Origin of the sequence: Gilliamella sp. G0441, from assembly GCF_050589305.1 — a bacterium.
Lineage (GTDB): Bacteria > Pseudomonadota > Gammaproteobacteria > Enterobacterales > Orbaceae > Gilliamella.
Map to the genome: position 1 here is coordinate 13774 of NZ_JBNRJF010000002.1, position 23790 is coordinate 37563.

The 23790-nt window shown below is 33.7% G+C and carries 23 protein-coding genes, 1 tRNA gene and 1 other annotated feature; of the genes, 12 read left to right on the plus strand and 12 right to left on the minus strand.

The window, feature by feature from the left end:
- The 6 genes from hisH to ACKJXD_RS02335 form a co-directional block, all read right to left on the minus strand.
- The gene (gene hisH, locus ACKJXD_RS02310) at positions 1–588 is read right to left on the minus strand and encodes an imidazole glycerol phosphate synthase subunit HisH (RefSeq protein ID WP_294829155.1); all 588 of its coding nucleotides are present in this window, start codon (positions 586–588) and stop codon (positions 1–3) included.
- Complete coding sequence (hisB, locus tag ACKJXD_RS02315; RefSeq protein WP_430875404.1) at positions 588–1655, minus strand: bifunctional histidinol-phosphatase/imidazoleglycerol-phosphate dehydratase HisB; 1068 nt, start codon at positions 1653–1655, stop codon at positions 588–590. The genes hisH and hisB overlap by 1 nt, the downstream gene beginning before the upstream one ends.
- An 8-nt stretch (positions 1656–1663) precedes the next feature.
- Positions 1664–2722: a histidinol-phosphate transaminase gene (hisC, locus tag ACKJXD_RS02320; RefSeq protein ID WP_411604627.1), complete on the minus strand. Its 1059-nt coding sequence runs from the start codon at positions 2720–2722 to the stop codon at positions 1664–1666.
- 9 nt (positions 2723–2731) lie between these two features.
- Entirely contained in the window at positions 2732–4033 is a 1302-nt protein-coding gene (gene hisD / locus ACKJXD_RS02325) for a histidinol dehydrogenase (RefSeq protein ID WP_430875405.1), read from the minus strand.
- 3 nt (positions 4034–4036) lie between these two features.
- On the minus strand, positions 4037–4936 hold the full coding sequence (gene hisG / locus ACKJXD_RS02330) for an ATP phosphoribosyltransferase (RefSeq protein ID WP_220215105.1): 900 nt from the start codon (positions 4934–4936) through the stop codon (positions 4037–4039).
- A 38-nt stretch (positions 4937–4974) separates the two neighbouring features.
- Positions 4975–5100, minus strand: a sequence feature (His leader region).
- 209 nt (positions 5101–5309) lie between these two features.
- Entirely contained in the window at positions 5310–5732 is a 423-nt protein-coding gene (locus tag ACKJXD_RS02335) for an Lrp/AsnC family transcriptional regulator (RefSeq protein ID WP_430875406.1), read from the minus strand.
- Between the two features lie 105 nt (positions 5733–5837).
- Here ACKJXD_RS02335 and ACKJXD_RS02340 point away from each other — a divergent pair, with 105 nt between their 5' ends.
- Positions 5838–6395 (plus strand): cysteine hydrolase family protein, encoded by a 558-nt coding sequence (locus tag ACKJXD_RS02340; protein ID WP_411598645.1) that lies wholly within the window; start codon positions 5838–5840, stop codon positions 6393–6395.
- A 189-nt stretch (positions 6396–6584) separates the two neighbouring features.
- On the opposite strand, the gene ACKJXD_RS02345 is transcribed toward ACKJXD_RS02340, so the two are convergent.
- Positions 6585–6995: a DoxX family protein gene (locus ACKJXD_RS02345; RefSeq protein ID WP_220215103.1), complete on the minus strand. Its 411-nt coding sequence runs from the start codon at positions 6993–6995 to the stop codon at positions 6585–6587.
- Between the two features lie 670 nt (positions 6996–7665).
- On the opposite strand from ACKJXD_RS02345, the gene ACKJXD_RS02350 reads away from it, so the two are divergent.
- Complete coding sequence (locus ACKJXD_RS02350) at positions 7666–8313, plus strand: DUF421 domain-containing protein (RefSeq protein WP_220215102.1); 648 nt, start codon at positions 7666–7668, stop codon at positions 8311–8313.
- 76 nt (positions 8314–8389) lie between these two features.
- On the opposite strand, the gene ispE is transcribed toward ACKJXD_RS02350, so the two are convergent.
- Positions 8390–9223, minus strand: coding sequence for a 4-(cytidine 5'-diphospho)-2-C-methyl-D-erythritol kinase (gene ispE, locus ACKJXD_RS02355; protein ID WP_430875407.1), 834 nt, complete (start codon positions 9221–9223; stop codon positions 8390–8392).
- A gap of 12 nt (positions 9224–9235) precedes the next feature.
- The gene (gene lolB, locus ACKJXD_RS02360) at positions 9236–9853 is read right to left on the minus strand and encodes a lipoprotein insertase outer membrane protein LolB (protein ID WP_430875408.1); all 618 of its coding nucleotides are present in this window, start codon (positions 9851–9853) and stop codon (positions 9236–9238) included.
- Between the two features lie 173 nt (positions 9854–10026).
- Here lolB and hemA point away from each other — a divergent pair, with 173 nt between their 5' ends.
- The 6 genes from hemA (at position 10027) to ACKJXD_RS02390 (ending at position 14968) form a co-directional block, all read left to right on the plus strand.
- The gene (hemA, locus tag ACKJXD_RS02365; protein ID WP_430875409.1) at positions 10027–11298 is read left to right on the plus strand and encodes a glutamyl-tRNA reductase; all 1272 of its coding nucleotides are present in this window, start codon (positions 10027–10029) and stop codon (positions 11296–11298) included.
- A gap of 30 nt (positions 11299–11328) precedes the next feature.
- The gene (locus ACKJXD_RS02370) at positions 11329–11586 is read left to right on the plus strand and encodes a DUF1289 domain-containing protein (protein ID WP_430875543.1); all 258 of its coding nucleotides are present in this window, start codon (positions 11329–11331) and stop codon (positions 11584–11586) included.
- A gap of 123 nt (positions 11587–11709) precedes the next feature.
- Positions 11710–11952, plus strand: a complete 243-nt coding sequence (locus ACKJXD_RS02375) for a zinc ribbon domain-containing protein (RefSeq protein WP_430875410.1) — start codon at positions 11710–11712, stop codon at positions 11950–11952.
- A 99-nt stretch (positions 11953–12051) separates the two neighbouring features.
- A tRNA-Leu gene (locus ACKJXD_RS02380) sits at positions 12052–12138 on the plus strand.
- A gap of 273 nt (positions 12139–12411) precedes the next feature.
- A complete protein-coding gene (locus ACKJXD_RS02385; protein ID WP_430875411.1) occupies positions 12412–13815 on the plus strand; it encodes an FAD-binding protein in 1404 nt (467 codons plus the stop codon).
- A 190-nt stretch (positions 13816–14005) separates the two neighbouring features.
- Positions 14006–14968 carry an aldo/keto reductase gene (locus tag ACKJXD_RS02390; RefSeq protein WP_220215096.1) on the plus strand — a complete coding sequence of 321 codons (963 nt, stop codon included), beginning with the start codon at positions 14006–14008 and terminating at the stop codon, positions 14966–14968.
- A 114-nt stretch (positions 14969–15082) separates the two neighbouring features.
- Here ACKJXD_RS02390 and ACKJXD_RS02395 read toward each other — a convergent pair whose 3' ends face one another.
- Together ACKJXD_RS02395 and ACKJXD_RS02400 are read right to left on the minus strand one after the other, a co-directional pair.
- A complete protein-coding gene (locus ACKJXD_RS02395) occupies positions 15083–15808 on the minus strand; it encodes a hypothetical protein (protein ID WP_430875412.1) in 726 nt (241 codons plus the stop codon).
- A gap of 15 nt (positions 15809–15823) precedes the next feature.
- Complete coding sequence (locus tag ACKJXD_RS02400) at positions 15824–16585, minus strand: hypothetical protein (protein WP_430875413.1); 762 nt, start codon at positions 16583–16585, stop codon at positions 15824–15826.
- A gap of 221 nt (positions 16586–16806) precedes the next feature.
- Here ACKJXD_RS02400 and ACKJXD_RS02405 point away from each other — a divergent pair, with 221 nt between their 5' ends.
- The 3 genes from ACKJXD_RS02405 (at position 16807) to ACKJXD_RS02415 (ending at position 20112) form a co-directional block, all read left to right on the plus strand.
- The gene (locus ACKJXD_RS02405) at positions 16807–17628 is read left to right on the plus strand and encodes a MetQ/NlpA family ABC transporter substrate-binding protein (RefSeq protein ID WP_430875414.1); all 822 of its coding nucleotides are present in this window, start codon (positions 16807–16809) and stop codon (positions 17626–17628) included.
- A 481-nt stretch (positions 17629–18109) separates the two neighbouring features.
- Positions 18110–19021, plus strand: a complete 912-nt coding sequence (locus ACKJXD_RS02410; protein ID WP_220215092.1) for an endonuclease/exonuclease/phosphatase family protein — start codon at positions 18110–18112, stop codon at positions 19019–19021.
- A gap of 185 nt (positions 19022–19206) precedes the next feature.
- Complete coding sequence (locus ACKJXD_RS02415) at positions 19207–20112, plus strand: endonuclease/exonuclease/phosphatase family protein (protein ID WP_430875415.1); 906 nt, start codon at positions 19207–19209, stop codon at positions 20110–20112.
- A gap of 39 nt (positions 20113–20151) precedes the next feature.
- On the opposite strand, the gene ACKJXD_RS02420 is transcribed toward ACKJXD_RS02415, so the two are convergent.
- Entirely contained in the window at positions 20152–21102 is a 951-nt protein-coding gene (locus tag ACKJXD_RS02420; protein WP_430875416.1) for an arsenic resistance protein, read from the minus strand.
- Between the two features lie 603 nt (positions 21103–21705).
- On the opposite strand from ACKJXD_RS02420, the gene ACKJXD_RS02425 reads away from it, so the two are divergent.
- Positions 21706–23619 carry an enterotoxin gene (locus ACKJXD_RS02425; protein ID WP_430875417.1) on the plus strand — a complete coding sequence of 638 codons (1914 nt, stop codon included), beginning with the start codon at positions 21706–21708 and terminating at the stop codon, positions 23617–23619.
- Positions 23620–23790: the final 171 nt, after the last annotated feature.

The following is a 23790-nucleotide window of genomic DNA, read 5'->3' on the forward strand; positions in this document are numbered from 1 at the left end:
CTACATCTCCAGAAAGTTTTTGAGCAATTTTGCACCGGCTAAGCCAGAACGCTCGGGATGAAATTGTACACCGTAAAAGTTGTCTTTTTGCACGGCAGCGGTAAAGTTTTCGCCGTAATTGGTTTCTGCAATAGTTGCTGAGCATAATGGCATCGCGTATCCATGAACGAAGTAAAAATAAGCACCATCTGGAATATCTCGAAATAGATGATGTCCGGCTTTCGGGTAGACTTTATTCCACCCCATATGAGGCAGTGGTAGTCCACAATCGGGGATTTTAATGACTTTTTCGTTTATTATTCCTAATGTATCAACATGACCTTCATTACTGTACTGAGCCAATAATTGCATGCCAAGGCAAATGCCTAAAACAGGTTGAGTACACACTTTAATAAGCTCGACTAAGTTGCGTTCTTTTAATTTCTGCATTGCAGCTGAAGCTGAACCAACACCCGGTAAGAAAAGCTTATCAGAGTTAAGCACGATATCAGGTTCCAGACTGATAATAGGTTGGTATCCTAATCTTTCAATCGCATATTTAACTGAAGAAAGATTAGCGCAACCCGTATCTAAAATCACAATGTTCATTACAACACTCCTTTTGAACTGGGTAATCTGTCACTTTCGATTTTGATCGCTTGTTTTAACGTTCGAGCAAAAGCTTTAAATAGGCTTTCCACTTTATGATGATCGTTATCGCCTTCGGTTTCGATATGTAGGGTAATACCCATGGCATAACTTATGGAGTAAAAAAAGTGTTCAATCATTTGTGTACTCATATCGCCCACTTTTTGATGAGAAAATTGCGCATTGAATTTCAAATAAGGACGACCAGATATATCCATTGAACATTTCGCTAAACATTCATCCATAGGAATTACCGACGCATAGCGAGCAATACCTCGTTTATCGCCAAGGGCAATTTTCAACGCTTCGCCTAAAGCAAGCCCTGTGTCTTCAATAGTATGATGATCATCAACATGTAAATCACCTTTAACTTGGATATTAAGCTTAATTCCTCCATGGGTCGCAATTTGGTCAAGCATGTGATCAAAAAAACCGATGCCGGTATTGATTTGGCTTCCACCTTGTCGGTCTAACCAAACTTCAACCAGTATGTTGGTTTCTTTGGTGTGTCGTTCAACTTTTGCATAACGATCAGCTGTTGTTAATCGTTGAGCAATCTCGTTCCAATTTAAATGTGTCGGGTGATAATGGAGTCCATTAATTCCCATATTTTCAGCGAGTTGCATATCTGTGACCCTGTCACCTATAACATAACTATTGGTTTTGTCTAATTTACCGCTAGACAAATAAGGTAGCACTAATTGAATTTTGGGTTTTCGACATTGGCAATTATCTTCAGGAAAATGCGGACAGATAAGTACTTCTTCAAAGTTCACGCCTTGTGATTGAAAGATTTGCATCATTAGATTATGTGGACCGTCAAAATCAGCTTGTGGGTAGCGACTGGTTCCTAGTCCATCTTGATTGGTCACCATGACCAATTTAAAGCCTGCGGCTTGTAGTTTGAGTAACGCCGGTATGACATTAGGCTCAAAAGCAAGTTTTTCAAAACGATCAACTTGGAAATCAATAGGTGGTTCAGTAATTAAGGTACCATCCCGATCGATAAATAAATATTTTTGTAACATGATGACTCCTATTCTATCGTTTTTAGTGCTGTTATAACCGCATCACATTCAATTTGAGTACCAATGGAAATGCGTATAATGTTTTTTTGACCCATTGATTTACTTTGATCGCGTAAAATAATTCCTTGATTCCAAAGGTTATTAAAGACATCTTTATCATCTTGAAATTTAACACACAAATAGTTAGACCAGCTCGGGTAAACTTTTTCAACTATGGATAATTGGGAGAGTTGATCGGCAAATTTCTGTTTTTGATTGTTAATGTATTGAACATTTAACTTCATCGTATTGATACCGTCTTTACTCAGTGCTTGTGCGGCAATATCCGCTACAGGTGTGGCTAATGGATAAGGGGCAATCACTTTTTGTAGAGTATCAATGACGGGTTTGTTCGCAATCGTAAATCCACAGCGTAACCCTGCTAATGCAAATGCTTTAGATAAAGTCCGTAAAATCACTAAGTGTGGATAATTAGTTAGCCAGCTGACTACCGATGATTGTGGTGAAAATTCAATATAAGCTTCATCAATAACAACTAAAGCACGGTCTTGGGCCATATTAAGCAGGGATTTAATATCTTCAGCGTTGATTAAATTACCAGTGGGGTTATTCGGTGAACAGACATAAATTAACTTAACATTCTCAAGATTTTGTTCAATACCGTTAAGATCGAGTTGCCAATCTTTTGTTGTAGGAACGATCTTAGTTTTTATACCCAATGTTTCAGCACTAACTTGGTACATACCATATGTCGGCGGACAATATAAAATACTATCTTGTTCAGGCTCGCAAAATGCTCGCATCAAAAGTTCAATTGCTTCATCTGCTCCTCGACTGACAAGTAATTGATCGGGTTGTACACCGGCATATTGTGCATAGCCCCTAATTACTTGCTGTGGTTGCGGTTCCGGATAACGATTTAATGTTTGCTGTGTTAACTCAAAATGTGGCGCAACAGGGTATTCATTTGCATTAAGCCAAACATCACCTTGACCGCCAATACGTCTGGCGGATTGGTAGGGTGTCAATTTTTGTACATTTTTTCTCACTAATTGATTAATATCCATTTTCTATACCTACCTTTGATTCGTTTGATTTAATACTGCTAAACGCAATGTAACTGCTTGTTTGTGTGCTGTGAGTTGTTCTGCTTGCGCCATTAGTTCTACTGCGTTACCAATGGCTTTTAACCCATCAGGTGTTAACTTTTGAACTGTCATCCGTTTTTGAAAGTCAGCTAATCCTAAACTGGAGTAGGTAGCAGTGTAACCATAAGTCGGTAATACATGGTTAGTACCCGACGCATAATCGCCAGCTGATTCAGGCGACCAGTCACCAAGAAAAATAGAGCCAGCACTGGTTATCTGCTCGACAAGTTCATCGGCATTTTGGGTTTGAATGATTAAATGTTCTGGCCCATAACGGTTACTGATTGCAACGCATTGTTCTAAATCTTGAGTGACAATAAGTCGACTTTCTTGTAACGCTTTCTCGGCAATAGCTTGCCGTGATAATTGTGCAAGCTGCTTATCAACTTCTAATGATACTGCTTGAGCCATTTTTTCATCGGGAGTAAGGAGTACAACTTGTGAATCGGGGCCATGTTCAGCTTGTGATAACAAATCAGCAGCAATAAATGCAGGATTAGCTGAACTATCTGCAATAACTAGCACTTCGGATGGCCCCGCAGGCATATCAATTGCAGCACCATCAAGGCGTTGGCTAACCTGACGTTTTGCTTCTGTTACATAAGCATTACCGGGGCCAAAAATTTTGTCTACTTTAGGCACAGACTCTGTACCAAATGCCATGGCAGCAATAGCTTGGGCACCACCTAGTTGATAAATTTCGGTAACGCCACACAGCTCAGCGGCATATAAGATCTCATCCGCTATTGGTGGGGGTGAACACAGTATCACTTTGCGACAACCTGCAATATTAGCAGGTATGGCAAGCATCAATACGGTAGATAACAACGGCGCAGATCCCCCTGGAATATAGAGCCCAACTGAATTGATTGGTCGGGTTACAAGTTGACATGTAATGCCGGGCATTGTTTCAACAGTTACTGTCTGTTTAACCTGCGCTTGATGAAATTTTTTAATATTGCCAACAGCTAATTGCATAGCTTGTTTTAAATCAGGATTAACCCGATCGATTGCCATTTTAATTTCACTGTTGCTTAATTTAATCTGATTAATTTGAACTTTATCAAACTTGTTACTTAAGGCTTTTAACGCTTCGTCACCATATTGCTTAACTTGATTTAAAATATCTGCAACAGATTGACTAATTGAGTCTGATGCAGTCATAGCTGGACGAGTCAATAAAGCGGTTTGTTCTTGTTCTGAACATTGTTGCCAATAAGAGAGTTTCATACTTTACTCCATCATCTTTTCAATTGGTAATACAAGAATTGAGCTTGCACCTAATGCTTTTAGTTTTTCCATGGTTTCCCAAAATAGCGATTCACTACTAACCATATGTAACGCGACTCGATTTTGTTCGCCAGTTAGCGGTAATATTGTTGGATTTTCAGCACCCGGTAACAAGGCAACCACTTGATCTAATACCTGTGTTGGGGCATGTAACATAATATATTTTGATTCGCGAGCTTGTATTACCCCTTGAATACGTGTCATGACTTTATCAATCAGCGCTTGCTTAATTGGTGGCATTTCGCCTTGTCGTTGAATTAAACATGCTTTGGATTGATAGATAATTTCGATTTCTTGTAAACCATTTGCCTCAAGGGTAGCGCCACTTGAAACTAAATCACAAATAACATCAGCTAATCCTGCTCGAGGGGCAACTTCCACCGATCCGTTTAACAAACAAGTTTTAAATGTCACATTGTATTCAGCAAGGTAACGACGAAGTAGGTGAGGATATGTGGTGGCAATACGCAGATTATTTAAACATTCAGGGCCGGTATAATCGAAATCGCGCGGGGCAGCAATGGATAACCGACAACCACCAAAATCTAAACGACGTAATTTTTTGTACTGAGGATTTTGCCCTTCCGCTTGTCTATCAAGTACTTCTTCTTCTAAAACATTTTCACCCACGATACCAATATCGACCACACCGTCGATAACCAGACCGGGAATATCGTCGTCACGAACACGTAAAATATCGATTGGCATATTCTCAGCAAATGCGATTAAGCGTTGTTCTTGAAGATTAATTTTAATGCCACACTGTGCCAGCAATTTTTTTGATTCATCACTTAAACGACCAGATTTTTGCATCGCAATGCGTAAACGCGAATTATCCAACATATTATTCTCCAACTTATCCAAAAAATTTATAAACCACAAACAAAAAACCCTCGGAAGTTTGATCTTCCGAGGGTTTTCTATTTGCTTTCGCGATATCACCGGAAGACCAAATGTCTTCCAGCACCAATCGCCCGAAGACTATTCAGGAATGATGGTGATGATGATGTTTAGTAATAAAAGCGCAAAAACAATTCATAAAATAAAAACCATTAAGTTGATTTATTAATCTAATTTCTGAACAAAATATAACATAAAAAGTCTGCTCGCAACTGTTTTTTTGTTTTTTTATTAAATTTTTGTAAATTTAAATTCTGTTTCAACAACGTATAAATCATTCCTATCACAATGGGATATCATCTTAATTTTTCGAAATTTATAGAGTATATTTTTCAGCGTGATTATGGGGTGATAATTTTTTCAATTGATGACTAACTTTATAACGACAATAATGTTCTATCTTTTCCAAAAAAAGAGTTAGTTCAAATTTATCAAAGCAACTTTTTATAAAATAGCACCCGTCGCCGGTGATTTTGTAAAATTCGATAATTTGATTGTAAGATTTAACGGTATTTTCAAATGAACTGAATTGGTTAGAACTCATATAAATGGTAATAAACTGTAAGTAATCGGTTTTTTTATCAATAGTAAATCTTTCAATAATGCCACAAGTTTGCATGGTTAAAACTCGTTGACCTACGGCCTGACCTGTCAAAAAAACTTTTTCACCAATTTCTTTCCATGATTGACGGCTATCTTTGGTCAATTCATCTAGTATTGCACGATCTTTTTTGTCCATTTTTTCACTTTGAAAGTTGCCAGTAATGAATGCTTTCATCTTGCTATGTTAATGATAAGAGGATTATCGCATAATTCGTCATCTATATGTACTAAGGAGTAAAAAATGAAACAAGCGTTGATCATCATCGATGTACAAAATGATTATTTTCCTGAAGGAAAATTTCCTTTAATCAATACGGAAAGTGCATTAACCAACACGTTGCACCTACAACATGATTTTAGAATAAAAAAATTACCTATCTTTTATATTCAGCATTTTAAACAAGGTAGTAATGCTGATTTTTTTGTTAAAGATAGTGTTGGTGCTGAACTTCACCCTAAATTATTACCAATTAGTGAAGAGAATGAATTGATTATACAAAAATCTTATCCCAATAGTTTTTATCAGACTGATTTACACCAAAAATTACAACAACACTCAGTCAAACAACTGGTCATTTGTGGCATGATGAGCCATATGTGTGTGGATTCAACTACACGATGTGCCAATGAACTTGGTTATCAACCGATATTAATTCATGATGCATGTACAACCCGTGATCTTGAATTTAATGATGAAATCATCCCTGCTAAAAAAGTCCATTATAGCTTTATGTCAGCATTGGCAGGATTTGCAAAAGTTATCAATTGTCATGAATTCATACAAAAAAAGATAGATTAAATTTTGAAAAAAACAGAATGATTTGATTGAATGTCAAAGGCGCTGGAAAGACTCTCTATTATTTAATACTGCCAACAAAATAAACGAAATAAGTTTATTTTATTGAGTATATTTCAGGAAGATATCGTTTATGTTTATGATATCTTCCTAATCAATTATTGCATCAATAAAAGCGATTTATTCAAACTACTATTCAATAAGTTCAGAATATTTTTGACCTAAAACGCTATAACGACCATTGCCCAATAGTGCAAGACTGAAAGCGGTAATGACCATAAAAGCAGGGTATTCCCAACCACCACCGGTATTGCTAAATGTCCATCCATTATTAAAATGGATAACGGTGATAATGAGTAATTCAATAATGGCTAAAATAGCAATGACACGAGTTAATATACCAACTAACAGTAATGCACCACCACCAATTTCAAAGACAATGGCGATATAACCAACAAAATCGGGGAATCCAAGCGATTCAAAATATTGTGCTGTACCAGAGGGTGTAAAGACGAGTAACTTAGTGAAACCATGAACCAAAAACATCACACCTAAAGCAATACGTAAAAATAGAGCAGCCAGATCAGTTTGATTTTGTCTCATTTTTATTTTTCCTATATTAAGTTAGAAAATAACTTCAATTGATAATCGTAAAAAATTATAAACAATTATAAACAATGCTATTACTTGGTTAAAAATAGGATAATACAACATAGATTGTCTCATAAACGGTAATAGTTAGTAAAGTTATACCTGTTCGATTTATAAAACATTATCTGAATGAAAAGATGAATTTGCTTTTTTCTGGCAAGCTTTACATTTATCAAATCGTTTATATTAAATCATTAATCAAATAGGTAAAAAATGTGATTATTTAAAATGTTAGTCAAAATACGATTTTTTAAATCAATGCGTTAATATTATTGATTACTAAAGTTATATTCGTGATGGTGCATTTCATCCTTAATTGTTATAAAACAATGAGCGGAATATTGTCATCGATTTAAACCTATATGGTGAAAACTTTATTCGCTGCGTTGCGTTATCATCGCAATAATACATTAAACTGTTAAATTGATAATGTAATGGTAAAAAGCGCAGTTTTATCTGAAAAGTTTGTGATACAATGCCTTAACTATACTTAATGATTCATTTCTAACGTTAAATAATTAATACTCTCTTTTCTAACTTTAAATATTTAATACGATTCCAGTCCTTTTAAAGATTACTATTTTATGCATATCGTTCAATAGATTATTGGAGTAATACTAAAATGAATTACTATGATTTTTTAGTCATTGCCTTAAAATTATTGGTTGTCTTTATTTGCATTATTTTGTTTTTAAAAATTACCGGAAAAACATCATTGTCTCAAATGTCGAGTATCGATTTTATTGGTAACATGATTTTGGGTGGTATTGCAGGCGGTATTATCTATAACCCTAAATTAACCGTTTATGATTTTTTAATTGTATTACTCATGTGGACGGCAATAATGTACACCTCGAATTATCTGAAAAAAAATAGCCAAAATGCCAAAGCCTTTATTGTTGGTAATCCGATCGTATTAATGGATAAAGGCAAAATAAAGTTGGATGCTTTCACATCAGTAAATCTGGATATATCAAGCTTTGCCGTACTATTGCGGATGAAAAATGTCTTTAATATCAATTCTGTTGAAAAAGCGATTTTGGAGCCTAATGGACAATTAACGGTCGTTAAAAAAGGAGATAAAGATATTTCAGCTATCGTCTTAGAAAATGAAAAACCAAGGAATGATGTTTTAGAGGATTTGGGTAAAAGTGAAGCATGGTTAAAATCGAGATTATCTCGGCAGGGGTATAAAACTTATCAAGGTTTGTATTGTGTTGAATATTATAATCGACGCTTATATGTGATTCCTAGTGATTCTGTGGATTAAATGATTCAGATCAATAATATTAAGTCACCCTTAACCATTTCGTTAAGGGTTAATAACCGTGAATCAAAATCTTGATTTAATTGCTATAAAGCGGAGAATTGTTTAACGATTTAGTCACAAAACTTTTTACATCAAAGTCTATCAACGTATCTTGTAGCTTTTCGGCTTCTGCCTTTGATTGACATTGCGTAAAAACACAAGCGCCCGTACCAGTTAATCGTGTTGGAGCAAATTGCGAAAGATGAGTAATGATTGCGTTTACTTTTGGATAACGCTTGCGCACCACCACTTCACAATCGTTACTAAATTGATCTAAGGATAGCAATTCATTAACGCTTCGAACAGGTGTATCTCGCTTAAGATCAGGATCGTTAAACACCTTGACTGTTGAGATTGCAGTATTAGGGTAGGTGACCAAATACCAATATTCCGGAAATTCAACCGATTGCAACTGATCGCCAATTCCTTGTGCTAATGCTGTGTGACCATAGATAAAAATTGGTACATCGGCACCGATATTACGACCAATCTCAATCAATGTTTGGCGTGATAAATTAAGATTCCATAATTGATTAAGTGCAACTAACGTCGTTGCGGCATTCGATGATGCGCCACCCAGCCCACCACCCATAGGAATTATTTTATCAATCGCAATATCAATCCCTAACTCATGTCGACCAGTATAAGATTTTAGTCGTTGGGCAGCGAGAGTAATTAAATTTTTATCTGAAGGGATATCACTAAATTGAGTGACTAGATTAATCTTATCATCTTCACGAAGATTGAAAGATAATCTGTCACTTATATCGATAAATTGAAATAGTGTTTGTAAATTATGATAATTATCAGGACGACGCCCAGTAATATATAAAAATAAATTTAATTTAGCGGGTGAAAGCCATTGATACATGAAAAATCCTTATTACCGTAAAATCCAATTATCAATTTTTAAGCGAATTTTCTCATCACCATGTTTTAGTTCGATGGTGGCCGGAAGATCAATTTGTCTGCTTTTAAACTTTCGAGTCATATAATTTGGAATTGTTAAATTCCATTTATTTGCGTTTTGCATAAATTCTGTAGAAGCTAATCTTCCCGAATTATCTAATTTGATATTAGATGTATCATCAGAAAAGCCTTTTAACCAATTGTGTAAAGAATTAAGAGGAATATTGATGTTTGAAATTTTTCTCATTAAACTTTCAACATCACGGTCAGTATAATGTCTACCGTCTCTATCTATCAGTTCAGCATAGTCTGAATTGACCTTCAAACTTACAATGTTCCCACCTAAAGGGGTAGTAATTTTAATTTCATACATTTCTTCAGATTGTTGTAAGATTAAAAATCGAGCGTAATTTCTTGATTTATCACTAAAATGAGCAATACTACCATTCACTTGAAAAGCAACGACTTGTTTAAGATCTTGCTGATGAATTTGCCATTGTTCTTCAGCGGTTGCATTATCTATATTTTTATTGATATGACAAGCAGATAATAATAAAGGCAATATAATCAGAGTGTATTTTAATTTAAACATATTATGACTCTTAGTTGTTTATATGCGTAAGGTTGAGGTTATTATAACTGATAATTGACATAATAGAAAAACTAACCACGAATTAACGTAAACTATTTTTTTATGTATAATAGGTGTATTCAAACGCTTAATAACCGATTAAGCATTATAAGTTTTGTTAAAGAAATCAAGCAATGTCAATCACAATATTAGGTGTTAATCATAAAACAGCGCCAATAGCCATAAGAGAAAAATTAGCCTTTCCTAATGAAGTTATCGAAAAAGCGCTATATAGCCTTTTTCAACATCCCTTGGTTGAAGGTTGTGTTATTTTGTCTACTTGTAATCGAACTGAAATCTATCTGAGTTATGAAAATGAAATAGATTTTCTCAAATTAAAACAAATTGTGATTAATTGGCTTGGTCACTTTCATGATTTTAATATAGAAGATTATCACCACATATTATATTGGTACCAAGGGCGACAAGCTGTCGAACATTTGATGTCTGTTGCATGTGGAATAGACTCAATGATATTGGGTGAAGCCCAAATATTAGGACAGGTCAAGCAAGCATACAGTATCGCGCAAAAAAATCATTGTTTATCTTTGAATTTAGAAAAGCTGTTTCAAACTATTTTCCATGTTGCTAAGTTAGTGCGTAGTGAAACCAATATTGGTGTTAACACAGTTTCAATCGCTTATGCAGCGTGTCTTGCTGCGCGAAATTTGTTTGCGGACACTCAACAATTAAATATTATGCTTGTTGGAGCAGGTGAAACAATTGAACTGATTGCTCGTTATTTAAAACAGCATCGTTTTAAACACGTTATCGTTGCTAATCGTACCCGAGAAAAAGCGTTAAAACTAGCAACAATGATTGATGCAGAAATCATATCATTACCAGATATAGCTAATCGGCTGAAAGATGTTGATATTGTAATTAGCTCAACAGCAAGTCCTTTACCCGTTATAGGAAAAGATATGGTTGAGCAGAGTTTACACGCTAGGAATAATCGTCCGATGCTATTTATTGATCTGGCCGTGCCACGTGATATCGAACAGGAAATTAAAAATCTCGGCAATGTTAATCTTTATACCATTGACGATTTACATAAAACAGTTGAAAACAATTTAGAACAACGTTCAATTGCTGCCAAAGAAGCACAATATATTATACATGAACAAGCAGAACATTTTATTGATTGGTTAAAAGCTCGACAAGCAGTGGATTATATCAAGCGATATCGTAGTAATGCAGAAAATATAAAAAAAGAGTTAGAAACAAAAGCGCTTAATGCTATTAGGCAAGGAGCTAATGTTGATGACGTTTTTTATCAATTTTCTCATCAATTAACCAATAAGTTAATTCATGCACCAACTCAAACATTGCTTCATGCTGCAACTCATGATTGTGATGATTGTTTTAAGGTTCTTAGCAAAAGTTTGGGATTAATAGAACATTAATTTAAGATGTTCGTAAAATGGAAGAATTAAATATTGGATCAGATTGAGTTTTTTGATATTCAAAGTCCTTGCAAACGTGTTTGTGAAACAGACAAACAAGGATATTGTAAAACATGTTATCGTTCAAGAAATGAGAGATTCAATTGGTTACAATATACAAATTCTCAAAAGCAAGAAGTGTTACGTTTATGTCGACAACGCGCTTTACGACGTTATTATTTTCTGTTGCAACAACAAAAAATCAACTCAGCTAAACAAGCAGATTCACAAATAGAACTCACTTTTTGATATGATGCAATTATCTATTTTTATTAGCATCTTGTAATCTAAATAAACTCGGAGTAGGATTTTTGTCATAACGTTAAGAGTAACATTTCAATAAGTTGATTTAGATTAATCGAGAACCCTAATATGAAAATGTGTATTGCCTGTGGTATGCCAATGACTTGTATCGCTGATTATCCATTACATGATTTATCAAAAAATTATTGTAAATATTGTGCACATGAAGATGGTTCAATGAAAAGTTTTGATGAAAAATGGCAGGAAGTGACTTTACGCTATGCTAAAAATCACAATGTTGATTATCCGATTGCGAAACAAACAGCCTATGTGATTTTAAAAAAATTACCCGCATGGAAAAGACAATGGTAGTTGATTTTTTAGGCATTCAAAGCACATTATCATAATATCAGTTGCAGTTATTGCAAAGCTTAGTATAATTGCCAACGTTTACTTATTTACACTTCTCATGCCAGTGTGGCGAAATTGGTAGACGCAGCGGATTCAAAATCCGCCGCCCTTAAAAGCGTGTCGGTTCGAGTCCGACCACTGGCACCAACTCCACAACATGTTTTATCTAAAAGTCATTTTTTTACTCAAGTTTTAATTCTCAACCTTTATTAAAAGTAGATTGTCCAATCTCTTTTCAATGTCATTTTAAATTAGAGTCTAAAAGTTTAAGGTTCATTTGCCAATTCATCTAAAAGTTTAGTCATTTTTCTTTGTAACAATAGATATAAAAAAACTTATGAAAAAATATAGAATTATTATGTCAAAGACATTACTATTAACTAACCTAAATTGAATAATAATTATTTAAAAATAAAAAAGATGAAATGCTTAAATCTATTTTCTGGGTTTTTCTTCCTATCATTATCATTAACTACCCATGCGGTTGTTGTTAATGATATAACCGGAATGACGCCAGTAGAAGTTACATCAATCGTCCAACCTGAATCTACTCAACAAGTAGCTGAACTCATCAAAAATACAGATGGACCAGTCAGTATTGCTGGTGGAAAATATAGTATGGGTGGACAGACAGCAATTAAAAATGGTATTCAAATAGATACACAAAAATTGAATCATGTGATTTCTTTTGATCCTACAGAAAAGCTGTTAACTATTGAAACGGGGGCAAACTGGCGACAAGTACAGGAATTAATTGATCCTTATAATTTATCAGTCAAAATTATGCAAAGTTATGCGAATTTTAGTATTGGTGGTTCATTAAGTGTTAATGTTCATGGACGGTATATTGGGGAAGGCCCTATCATTTTATCTGTAGAAAAGATTAAGATAGTTCTGGCAGATGGTTCAATAGTTGTGGCAAGTCCGACAGAAAACCAAGAGATTTTTTATGGTGCTATTGGGGGATATGGTGGTTTGGGAGTTATTACCGAAGTAACGTTACGACTTGCAGATAATGTTAAAGTAAAACGAGTAAGTGATGTTATGCCAATCAAAAATTATTACCAGTACTTTGTTGAAAACATTCGTTCTGATAAAGATGCCATATTTCACAATGCAATAATTTATCCTCCTGATTATAAGAAAGTGCGTTCTGTTACCTTCAAACAAACGCAAGAACCTTTAACTATTCAGGAAAGATTAAGGCCTAATTCTCAATACTCTCGTAAACAAGAAGCACAAATTAAGTTAGTCACTTCTTCTGATCTAGGTAAACACTTGCGCAAAACCTATGATTTTTTTGATTATATTAATAAGCCTGTTATGTGGCGTAACTATGAAGCTAGCTATGATGTCTCGAATCTCCATCCGATAGCAAGTAAAAATAAAAGTTTTGTTCTACAAGAATATTTTATCCCCATTGAACGATTTGATGAGTTCTATCCAGATTTGGTATCTATTCTAAAAAAACACAAAGTTAATGTGATCAATATATCTATACGTCATGCAAATCAAGATAGTGGTTCACTATTAGCTTGGGCTAAAAAAGAAGTTTTTGCCTTTGTTATTTACTATCAGCAGGCAACGGATGAAAAAAGTAAAAATGAAGTAGGAATTTGGACACGGAAGTTAATAGATCTAGCTTTAGCAAATGAAGGAAGCTATTATTTACCGTATCAGTTGCATGCAACGGTTGAACAGTTTCAGCGCGCCTATCCACAAGCGGAGCAATATTTCAAACTCAAGGATCGATTAGATCCAGATAATAAATTCAGTAATTTGTTACTGCAACGATACCGTACTGAATTGACTGACAATAAATAGTTTATTAATCCAGCGGATAACGCTCTATTTATTAATGATAATTTCAGAATATAAACTTTAAATACATGATGAAATAAAAACATATTATGATGTTAATAACAGTATTTAAAGAATATTTTTTAATTAAGTAAATAAAACTTAATGATAAACAGCATTGATTAAAAATAATTTTGTGAGATAGGGGGATTTTATGAAATATACAACATTAGGCAATACCGATATTGAAGTCTCACGTTTTTGTTTAGGATGCATGAGCTTTGGTGATCCTGCTAGTAAAATGCATGCCTGGACACTCAATTCTGCTGAAAGTGAAACAATCATCAAGCACGCACTCGATTTAGGTATTAATTTTATTGATACAGCTAATATTTACTCTGCGGGAACAAGTGAAGAATATGTAGGACAAGCTCTTAAAAAAAATATTGCTCGCGATAAAGTTATTTTAGCAACTAAAGTTTATTTTAATGAGGGACATCTATCCAAAGGTGCTATTGAAAGAGAAATTGAAGGCTCACTCAAAAGGCTTGGAACAGATTACGTTGATTTATACATTATTCATCGTTTTGACTATAACACCCCGATCGAAGAAACCATGCAAGCTTTAGATAAACTCGTAAAAGCAGGGAAGGTGAGAGCTTTAGGTGCATCGGCAATGTATGGTTATCAATTTTATAATATGCAACTTGCAGCAGAACTAAATGGGTGGACAAAATTTGTATCGATGCAAAATCACTATAATTTATTATATCGTGAAGATGAACGTGAATTAATTCCTGTCTGTAAACAATTTAATGTTTCTTTAACGCCATATAGTCCATTAGCTGCCGGACGGCTTTCTCGGTTAGAATGGCATACCGATACTTTACGTAGTAAAACAGACCAAACGGCTATTGCTAAATATGATGGTATGGAAAAATCAGATATTAGTATAGTACAACGAGTTCATCAACTTGCTGAGAAATATAAGGTAACGATGACGCAAATAGCATTAGCTTGGCAATTTGCTCGGGGGGTGGCTTCACCAATTATCGGAGCGACTAAAACTCGGTATTTAGATGATGCAGTTGGATCACTCAAGGTCTCGTTGACAAAAGAAGATATCGATTATCTTGAAGAACTTTATAAACCTCATCCTATCGTAGGGGCATTGTAAATAAGTTTACTAGTGCCCTTTTTGGTAAATTGTAAAAATCAGCCCTAAGGCAATATTTAATGCTTTAGGGATATAACTAATCTCAATAAAAACTATACTTATACTAAGATGAAACTAATAGGTTATCTCACGCAAATTAAAATAAGTATAATTTTCTCCTAATTTTAAGCAATAAGATTTTGTCCAATCACCATTTTCATTATGGTCATAGAATGAACATTTTTTGGTTAGAACCGATTTTGAATCCAACTGATCATGAATTTTAATTGTGGTTTTGCTTAATTGCTTATTTTCATTATAAGAAAAATATTTTTCTTCAGTCAGGTTATAAGAAAAAGAGTCATCCATTTCTAATGTTGTTTGCGTAATAATTTTTGTAATCTTGTCGTTATCATAAAATATCTGATTGATTGTAATCGGAGTAGTAAAACGTTCTATTTTAATGATTCTATTTTGATCATCGTATGTTGCAATCCAAGATATTTTTTTATCAACATCTTCCATTTTTACTAAACGTTTCTTTTCATCAAATTCCATGGTTAGATCTAAATTATATTTATTATCAATTAAAAAATGACTTTTGTTTAATTCATAATTATTGTCAATTTTTACGGGTATGAGCTCAACGGAAGTAAGCATACCATTAGAATCAGATTGATAACGTTGATGTTCACTGCCAATAATTTTTTGTTGTTTGATAATATTTGAATGCGGTATATAATCAGCACTACTAAATAAAAGATAATTATTAGTCAGTTCTATTTTGTTAGATTGCTCTGTTTTATTACAAGCGGATAATACACTTAGAAAACAACATAGAATGAGCATCCTCTTCATCATATTTTCCCTAATCAATTAATAATATTCTAAAGTTCGAGACACAAACTTTGTTGATTCTTCGGATTTTAAACAATATTGTTTAGTCCAATCACCATATTGGTTGTGTTCATCAAAAAAGCATTCAAATTGATTAAGGGGGATCAATTGATTTTTTTTATCAACTTCATATTGACCATCTACTGCTGAATAAAAATATTCAATTGTTTTTTCTAATTGTTTTTTCGAGTTATAAAAAAATTGTATTTTTATGATATGAAGTGGTGACCAATTATCATCCTTGTTACGGACAAACATTTCATATTTTCTTTCTTTGACCAAATTGTCGTCATAAGTAATCTGATTTATAAAATGAAAATTATTACTAGGCGTGATCTCATTTTCAATTTTAATCACTCGCCCTTTATCGTCATAATCAGATTTAACGATTTTTATTCCGGAAGAATCTTCCATTGAGAGGATATTTTTATTATCATCAAAATTGATTTTATAAGTAAGTTTATCAGGTGATTCTATAACGTACTTTGAATTTTTATAATCCAAATGTTTTTTAATATCGTTTAATGTATAAAATGTAATTAACCCATCTGGATTAGATTCAATTACTGCCGAATAGCTTCCTTCAAATTTTTGCTTCTTTATTACTTTTGAATTAGGAATAATATTATAATGACCATTATTGATATAATTGTTTGTAATTATTGTTGAGTTTATGTTTTTATTATCACAAGCTAACAAGGGTAAAACTAAACCAACAATTAAAATAACTTTTGTTTTCATTTTATTCTTTCTTATTGTTAAATTTCCTTTATGGGAATGTATTTAATCACAAACAGATCGGCATTTAAACAAAAATTTCATATGACTTAATCGAATAATGATATAATTTTTCTGTATTATCATCGTTCACAACATCCGCCTATACTTACCAAAGTAAAATAGTAAATAAAAAGCATTCAAAAAATGTGTTTACATTTAATTTGAACAAAATAGGAGAGATAATGACAAAATACTGGTTTTTATTAATGCTTCTTGGTTTATCCTTATTAGGATGTGAACAAAAGGGTAATAACGTTTCAAAAAATGATGTTAAAAAACAGGAAATCATTGTGGGATTACCTCCTAGTATGCACAATATTTTAATGGAGCGTGTGGTCAAACCCGAATTAGAAAAAAAAGGCTACAGAGTCAAACTGGTTAATTTTAGTTCTTTGCGGGATGCCAATACCGCATTGGTTGAAGGAAGTATTGATATGAATGCAGCCCAACATCAAGATTATCTTGATGTTTATAACAAAGAGACCCATAACGATCTTGTCTCTTTAGTTCATATCCCTTCCATATCAGCAGCTTTATTCTCACAAAAACATCATTCAATCAATGATATTGCATCCAATCAAATTATTGCGATCCCAAATGATCCTTCTAACACTTCCCGATCATTATTATTGTTGCAAAGAATTGGTTGGATCAAGCTTAAACCTGACGCACAATCAGGCATAATTACATTAAATGATATAATAGAAAACAGTTATAAATTGAAATTTAAAACGCTTTTATCCGAAATTATTCCGCGAGTACTTGGCGAAGTTGATTATGCAATTATGCCTGGAGGGGTAGCATGGTTAAGTAAAGTACCAGCAGATAATATTTTAATTCAAGAAGAATTATCGCCCAATTTAGAGTTAATGGTCGTTGTTAAAAAAGAAAATCTCAATACGGCATGGGCAAATGACGTTAAACAACTCTATCAATCTGAAAAACTCAAAACATTTATTGAACAAGATCCGGATGCCAAAGGTAGATTTATTTGGCCAAAATAAGAAAGAAATAAAATAACCAATATCTTTATATGGAAAAAAGATATTGGTTTGACTGTTGAGGCTAATTCTTTAAATTATATGAAGAATAAAACATCTATATCTTCATAACAAAAATTAAATTTCTTAATTAATGCCCTAAAATGTTACTATTTTTGTGAAAATCTTCAAATGAATATAATGTAAAAAAATCTTTGTTTTTTTAATTAATCTATTCATTAATTTTAGTTAACCATTTGTAGAAAAACGAAATAACTGGCAGCAACTTTTAACCTTAACCGGCAGTGATTTTAGTAAAGCTTATAAAAAGCTTGAAATCACATTGGAAAATAATGCTTCGGAATTATTTCTATCAATCATAAAAAACACTAACCTAGATAAAAATATATTGATATACATCACAAAAATCAGAAAAAGATATTTTTTTAGAGCTCAATCAACCTCATACTAAAAACTAATCTTAATCAAAGAAAGGTATATCATTATGATTAAAAGGAAATTAAAATTAGCAGCCATTATCAGTAGTTTTATCCTAAGTACTTCAACTGTTTTTGCTTCAATTGACGATGTGAAAGACCTTAAAATCATTAGTTACAATGTCTATAATGGTATGAAATTAGACGAAACAGACGGAAAACAGAAATTTATCGAATGGGCAAAAGCACAAGATGCCGATATTATTGCCTGGCAAGAAATGAATTTTTTTACTCGTGAAAAGCTTGAAAAATTTGCCGCAAGTTATGGACATAAATATGCGGTATTATTGAAAGAAAAACCTGATGATGCCGCTTTTTTCCCTGTCGCCATTACGTCAAAATATCCTATAGTCAATGTTGATAAAGTCGTGGATAATCTATGGCATGGTGCGCTGTATGCCGATATTGGCAATTATCATTTTGTTATTACCCATATGAATCCATTTTGGACAGAAAAAAGAATTGATGAAATGAATTTAATTATCGATTCTATCAAATATAGCCGTGATCCAAATGGTAAATGGATTATTGCTGGTGATTTAAACTCTTTTTCACCTGCGGATAAAGAAACCTACGATAAAAGTAATTTGTTAAACGATATCAAAGAAAAACAGAAAAAAAGACCGATATTAGAAAATCTTGTTAATGGACAATTAAGTTATACCGTTCAACAAAATTTATTGGATGCAGGGTTTATTGATGCGTTGAAAATTAAAAATAAAGAATTTATTGCGACAGCGCCAACCAAAGTATTTTACGATCAAGCTTCAACACCGCTGCGTTATGATTATATTTATGTGTCCCCCCCATTAAAAAACGACGTTATTGAGGTTAAAGTCTTAAAAGACGATTTTACGGATAATTACTCTGATCATTATCCTGTACAAATGATCATTAAAAATAAATCATCACAACCATAATAGTGAAAGCCATGTATCATTGCATGGCTTTTATCAGTCATTTTTATATGACAGTATTTTCCAATGATAATCATCAAGTTGTGATTGTGATCGCAACATGTCCATTTAAATTAAATTAATATCAAAAAGAGCATCGAATAATCTAACTCGAATTGATGAAATCAAAAAAGTTGTAGGATAAAGATATGAAGAAAAATTGTTTAGTACTGACTATAGTGGGTTTGTTTTCGTTATTTTCATATGCATTGGCAACAGAAGATTTAGTGATATCACAATATCAACATTCGCCGAATAAAGTGTATACCGGTAAAGATCATCCAGAAATTACCATTGCAAATTTCAACATTGCAGGCGGGCTTAGAAAGCATAAGGTTAATTTAGATTTAGTTGCTAACGCGATTAAAGCAATGGATGCGGATATTATAACTCTTGAAGAAGTCGATCAAAATACCACACGTAGTGATGGCTTAGATCAAGCAAAAGTGATAGCAGAAAAAACGGGCATGTACTATCTGTTTGGCAAAGCAACGGACATGAAAGGCGGTAATTACGGTAATGCCATATTGTCTAAATATCCAATAGTAAAAAGTAAAACTTTTTTGTTACCCTCTGGTGATTTTGAACAAAGATCCCTGATGTTAAGTCAAATTAATGTGCCGGGCTTTGATTCGCCAATTTATGTGTTTAATACTCATTTTGATTGGCATGAAGAAGATGAGGTAAGAATGTCACAAGCACGTTTTATTAATAGTATTGTTTTTGACGATCTGGACTTAGATGATGAATTTCCTAATTTAGTATCTGGAATTATGTTATTGTTAGGCGATTTTAATTCTGTTAAAAATGATAGAGTCATTAAAGAGCTTGAAAAATACTGGACTTTGGTGAAACAAGAAAATGTCGATACTCGCACTTGGCCAGCAGGAAATCCTGGATTAGATTTAGATCATATTTTTACAAGTCGAAATCAAATATGGCAAGTTGAGCAATTCATTATTCCCAATGATGGCAATGAGTGGAATGGTATCAAATGGCCACTTGTAAGCGACCATATTCCAGTGATCGCTAAATTAAAATTGATTGAGCAATAAAAAATGGAAATGGGCATATAGCCCATTGTCTTTTAGCATTCATTTTAGTTTAGCAATAACATAAATATAAACTAGCTCGCTGATTAATTCGATAAGTGTTTGTGTTACGATGATTGCCGGTAAAATGGGTATTGCATTAGGTATGGCTAACGCTAAAGGTAAAATGACTAGCGCATTTCGAGTACCAGCACTAAAAGCTATCGCTCGACTTCCTGCGACGGAAACATGAAAACAACAACCTACAAACCATCCAACTAAAGGGGCGACAATAGCAAAAATTATATAAAATGGAATAACGGATACTACGACTGATAAATTACCTTTCAGCTGAGGTAGAACTGCCAAAATAACGATAAAAAGCGTTAATGCCGTGGCTGGAACGGGTAACATATTTAACCCATGTATCATTTTTTTGCCTGTGTGATTTCGTACAGCCCAGACTTGCATTAAGGTAGCTAAACAGAAAGGAATGACCATTAACCAAATAAAAGCATGGATAAAGGGTTGGAGGTGAATGAGCTGGTTGACCTGTTCGCCAATCATAAAAGTTAAGTAAACAGGCAGTAAACACATTTGTAACAACAATAATAAAGGTGTTGCCATCAATAATAAACGGGCATCTGCGCGTCCAAGATGAGAAAAAGTGACAACATAATCAATGCAAGGGGCAAGTAACACAAGTAATACGCCCAGTCTAATGAAAGGTTCGGAAGGTAGAAATAGCGCTAATAATCCAACCCCAACAGGTATAATAACAAAATTTGTTATAAGTAATGCCAATATAAATCGCTTATAAGACCAAAACTGTTTAATCTCAGTCACAGGAACTTGTAAGAAAGTGACAAACAACATGAATGCTAATACCGGATTGATAAACATGTCGAATATTGAGGTGTTGTCTAAACAAAATACCAGACCAATAGCTATCATCACCACAGAAAAATAAATAGCTATCTGATTTTTTTCTAAATTATCTTTGATTTGTTGCATAGTGTCATTATTCATTAGGTAATAACGAACAAATAGCATATCAGAAATCAACAAATTTAAAGAATGTAATATTCATGCCAATAGATACAAACAGTTATCATTGTATTTCGATTCAATTCAAATTATTTGATTAATTATTTAGTTCAAATAGCTAATTTATTGACAGCATCTAAATGGAAAATACCTTGGATTTATCATCCATATCACTATTTTGCTTAAATTTATCACTTAAAATCATTATAGCATTGACAACAACTGAATTTTTGTTGAACTACGCATTCAAATTGGCAAGCATTTATCAAAAATGCGATCTTTGTCACATCAGATAATAAAAGCAAATTCGCTGTCTAATTATCAACGATCTTTCATTGTTGAACTCGGTACAAACAATCTTATCTCTATTTTAGGGAAAAAATAGCATTGTATTTCAACATGAAGCCAAATTAGCTTTTCATTTTGAGACAAATAAAAGCTTTTTTTAAGAATTTCAAACCACCTGTAATCTGCAATCAAGATCACAATTTAGCATCACTCAAATACCTATACTGATATTCATGTTTCGGTCAATTCTTTTGTCGAATTTTTATCAATCAGGAGGTCGTAATGAAAACGTATGTCAAAAATTGGATCACAATTGGGTTACTCAGCGCATTGGGTTTGTCTGTTGATGCGGTGTGGGCTAAAGAATATCAATTAACAGGGCAGCATACCCAAATCACGCTATCTGATAGTGGCAATCAACAAAACGTCACATCGTTTAATATTACTAATCCCGTAACTAATGATTCAATCACTGTTAATACGCTATTTGAGATCACGCTAAATTCGGGGAAAAAATTGACCGATAAAGATTTCCACTTAGATAATTTACAACAAAAAGACAATCAAATTTATTTAAATTTCAGTGGTCATGATATTGCGATTCAAACCCTATTGATTCTCAATGATGATAAACATTTTGCCAGTTATGAACTGCAAATCACCCCTAAAAAACAGGCACTTTCAATGTCAGACGTTTCTTTAATGCCGTTTCATTCTCAAGCGCCATTTGTTTACGGCTCCGTTGTCAGTTCGCCGATTATTAGTGATACCTTTTTTATCATTCCCGAAAATCCATTAACCAATACCGTTGCCTATGAAGGTGGTGTGTTGCAAAAAATTCCGCAAGCGATCCCGTTACAAGTCAATCATACCTTGAGTTACAAAACCTATATTGGTACTTATGAAAAAGGGCAATTAAGACGCCATGTAAATGAATTTATTAATCAAGTTCGCCAGCGACCATATAGCCCGTACTTACATTATAATTCTTGGCTAGATATCGGATTTTTTAATCCTTATACTGAAAAGGAAGCACTGTTACGAATCGAACAATATGGTCAAGAATTAGTTGAAAAACGTCATGTTACCCTAGATGGTTATCTATTTGATGACGGTTGGGATAATTTAACGGGTAACTGGGGATTTGGTGATAATTTTCCGAGTGAATTTAAAAAATTAAAAAACGCATCTGAAAAATATCACGCCGCGCTGGGTATTTGGTTGTCACCTTGGGGAGGGTACAATAAACCACGTGATACTCGTGTTGCCAATGCATTAAAACTGGGTTATGAAACCATGGATGGCAAACTTGCCTTATCAGGCCCTAAATACTATGCTAATTTTCATAAACGAATTTTAGAATTAATCCAAAATCAGAACATTACCATGTTCAAACTCGATGGAACAGGTAATGCAGATAAAGTGATCGCCGGCAGCCAATTTACCAGTGATTTTGATGCTGCGATTCATTTAATCCAAGATATGCGTAAAGCGAATGATCATTTATATATTAATCTAACAACCGGTACACAAGCGACGCCGTCTTGGTTATTTTATGCCGACTCTATCTGGCGAGGTGGCGATGATGTCAATTATTATGGACCCGGTAGTAAAGTTCAACAGTGGTTAACTTATCGTGATGCGGAAACGTATCGTTCTATTGTTTTAAAAGGTCCCTTATTTCCATTAAATTCACTTATGCTGCATGGTATTGTATACGCTAAACAAGCAAAACATTTGCAACAAGAAACCGAAAATGACTTTGCTGATCAAGTTTGGAGTTACTTTGCAACAGGAACGCAATTACAAGAAATGTACATTACTCCTGAACTGATGACAACAAACAATTGGGATACGTTAGCATCGGCTGCTAATTGGGCAAGAGATAACCAAAACGTGTTATTCGATACCCATTGGATTGGTAAAGATCCCACAAAATTAGGGGTATATGGTTGGGCGGGATGGACGCAAGATAAATCCATTATTACTTTACGCAATCCGTCAGATAAACAGCAAATTTATTATCTGGATTTACAAAATGATTTAGAGTTGCCGGCAAAGGCAAGTTCACATTTTAAAATCAACATTGATTATCACAGTGAATCTTATGCGCAAAAACCAACGAGTGTGGATAAAACGGCATTAATCACTCTTGAGCCTTTCGAAACAGTTGTCATGTCGCTAATTCCGCAATAATTACAATATGCCTTGTCTGCAAATACAAGGCATAAAATTAAGCTCAAAATAGGCATATGAAATGTCAAATTTTAAAACGGGCTTAAAACGAATGGAACAAAAAATAATATAATGAAACTATTTACAATAGAAAAAAAGCTCATTATGATATGCGCCATTATTAACGGCAAA

Coding starts and splice junctions, on each gene's coding strand:
- hisH (WP_294829155.1), bottom strand. CDS start 588: ATGAACATTGTGATTTTAGATACGGGTTGCGCTAATCTTTCTTCAGTT.
- hisB (WP_430875404.1), bottom strand. CDS start 1,655: ATGTTACAAAAATATTTATTTATCGATCGGGATGGTACCTTAATTACT.
- hisC (WP_411604627.1), bottom strand. CDS start 2,722: ATGGATATTAATCAATTAGTGAGAAAAAATGTACAAAAATTGACACCC.
- hisD (WP_430875405.1), bottom strand. CDS start 4,033: ATGAAACTCTCTTATTGGCAACAATGTTCAGAACAAGAACAAACCGCT.
- hisG (WP_220215105.1), bottom strand. CDS start 4,936: ATGTTGGATAATTCGCGTTTACGCATTGCGATGCAAAAATCTGGTCGT.
- ACKJXD_RS02335 (WP_430875406.1), bottom strand. CDS start 5,732: ATGGACAAAAAAGATCGTGCAATACTAGATGAATTGACCAAAGATAGC.
- ACKJXD_RS02340 (WP_411598645.1), top strand. CDS start 5,838: ATGAAACAAGCGTTGATCATCATCGATGTACAAAATGATTATTTTCCT.
- ACKJXD_RS02345 (WP_220215103.1), bottom strand. CDS start 6,995: ATGAGACAAAATCAAACTGATCTGGCTGCTCTATTTTTACGTATTGCT.
- ACKJXD_RS02350 (WP_220215102.1), top strand. CDS start 7,666: ATGAATTACTATGATTTTTTAGTCATTGCCTTAAAATTATTGGTTGTC.
- ispE (WP_430875407.1), bottom strand. CDS start 9,223: ATGTATCAATGGCTTTCACCCGCTAAATTAAATTTATTTTTATATATT.
- lolB (WP_430875408.1), bottom strand. CDS start 9,853: ATGTTTAAATTAAAATACACTCTGATTATATTGCCTTTATTATTATCT.
- hemA (WP_430875409.1), top strand. CDS start 10,027: ATGTCAATCACAATATTAGGTGTTAATCATAAAACAGCGCCAATAGCC.
- ACKJXD_RS02375 (WP_430875410.1), top strand. CDS start 11,710: ATGAAAATGTGTATTGCCTGTGGTATGCCAATGACTTGTATCGCTGAT.
- ACKJXD_RS02385 (WP_430875411.1), top strand. CDS start 12,412: ATGAAATGCTTAAATCTATTTTCTGGGTTTTTCTTCCTATCATTATCA.
- ACKJXD_RS02390 (WP_220215096.1), top strand. CDS start 14,006: ATGAAATATACAACATTAGGCAATACCGATATTGAAGTCTCACGTTTT.
- ACKJXD_RS02395 (WP_430875412.1), bottom strand. CDS start 15,808: ATGATGAAGAGGATGCTCATTCTATGTTGTTTTCTAAGTGTATTATCC.
- ACKJXD_RS02400 (WP_430875413.1), bottom strand. CDS start 16,585: ATGAAAACAAAAGTTATTTTAATTGTTGGTTTAGTTTTACCCTTGTTA.
- ACKJXD_RS02405 (WP_430875414.1), top strand. CDS start 16,807: ATGACAAAATACTGGTTTTTATTAATGCTTCTTGGTTTATCCTTATTA.
- ACKJXD_RS02410 (WP_220215092.1), top strand. CDS start 18,110: ATGATTAAAAGGAAATTAAAATTAGCAGCCATTATCAGTAGTTTTATC.
- ACKJXD_RS02415 (WP_430875415.1), top strand. CDS start 19,207: ATGAAGAAAAATTGTTTAGTACTGACTATAGTGGGTTTGTTTTCGTTA.
- ACKJXD_RS02420 (WP_430875416.1), bottom strand. CDS start 21,102: ATGCAACAAATCAAAGATAATTTAGAAAAAAATCAGATAGCTATTTAT.
- ACKJXD_RS02425 (WP_430875417.1), top strand. CDS start 21,706: ATGAAAACGTATGTCAAAAATTGGATCACAATTGGGTTACTCAGCGCA.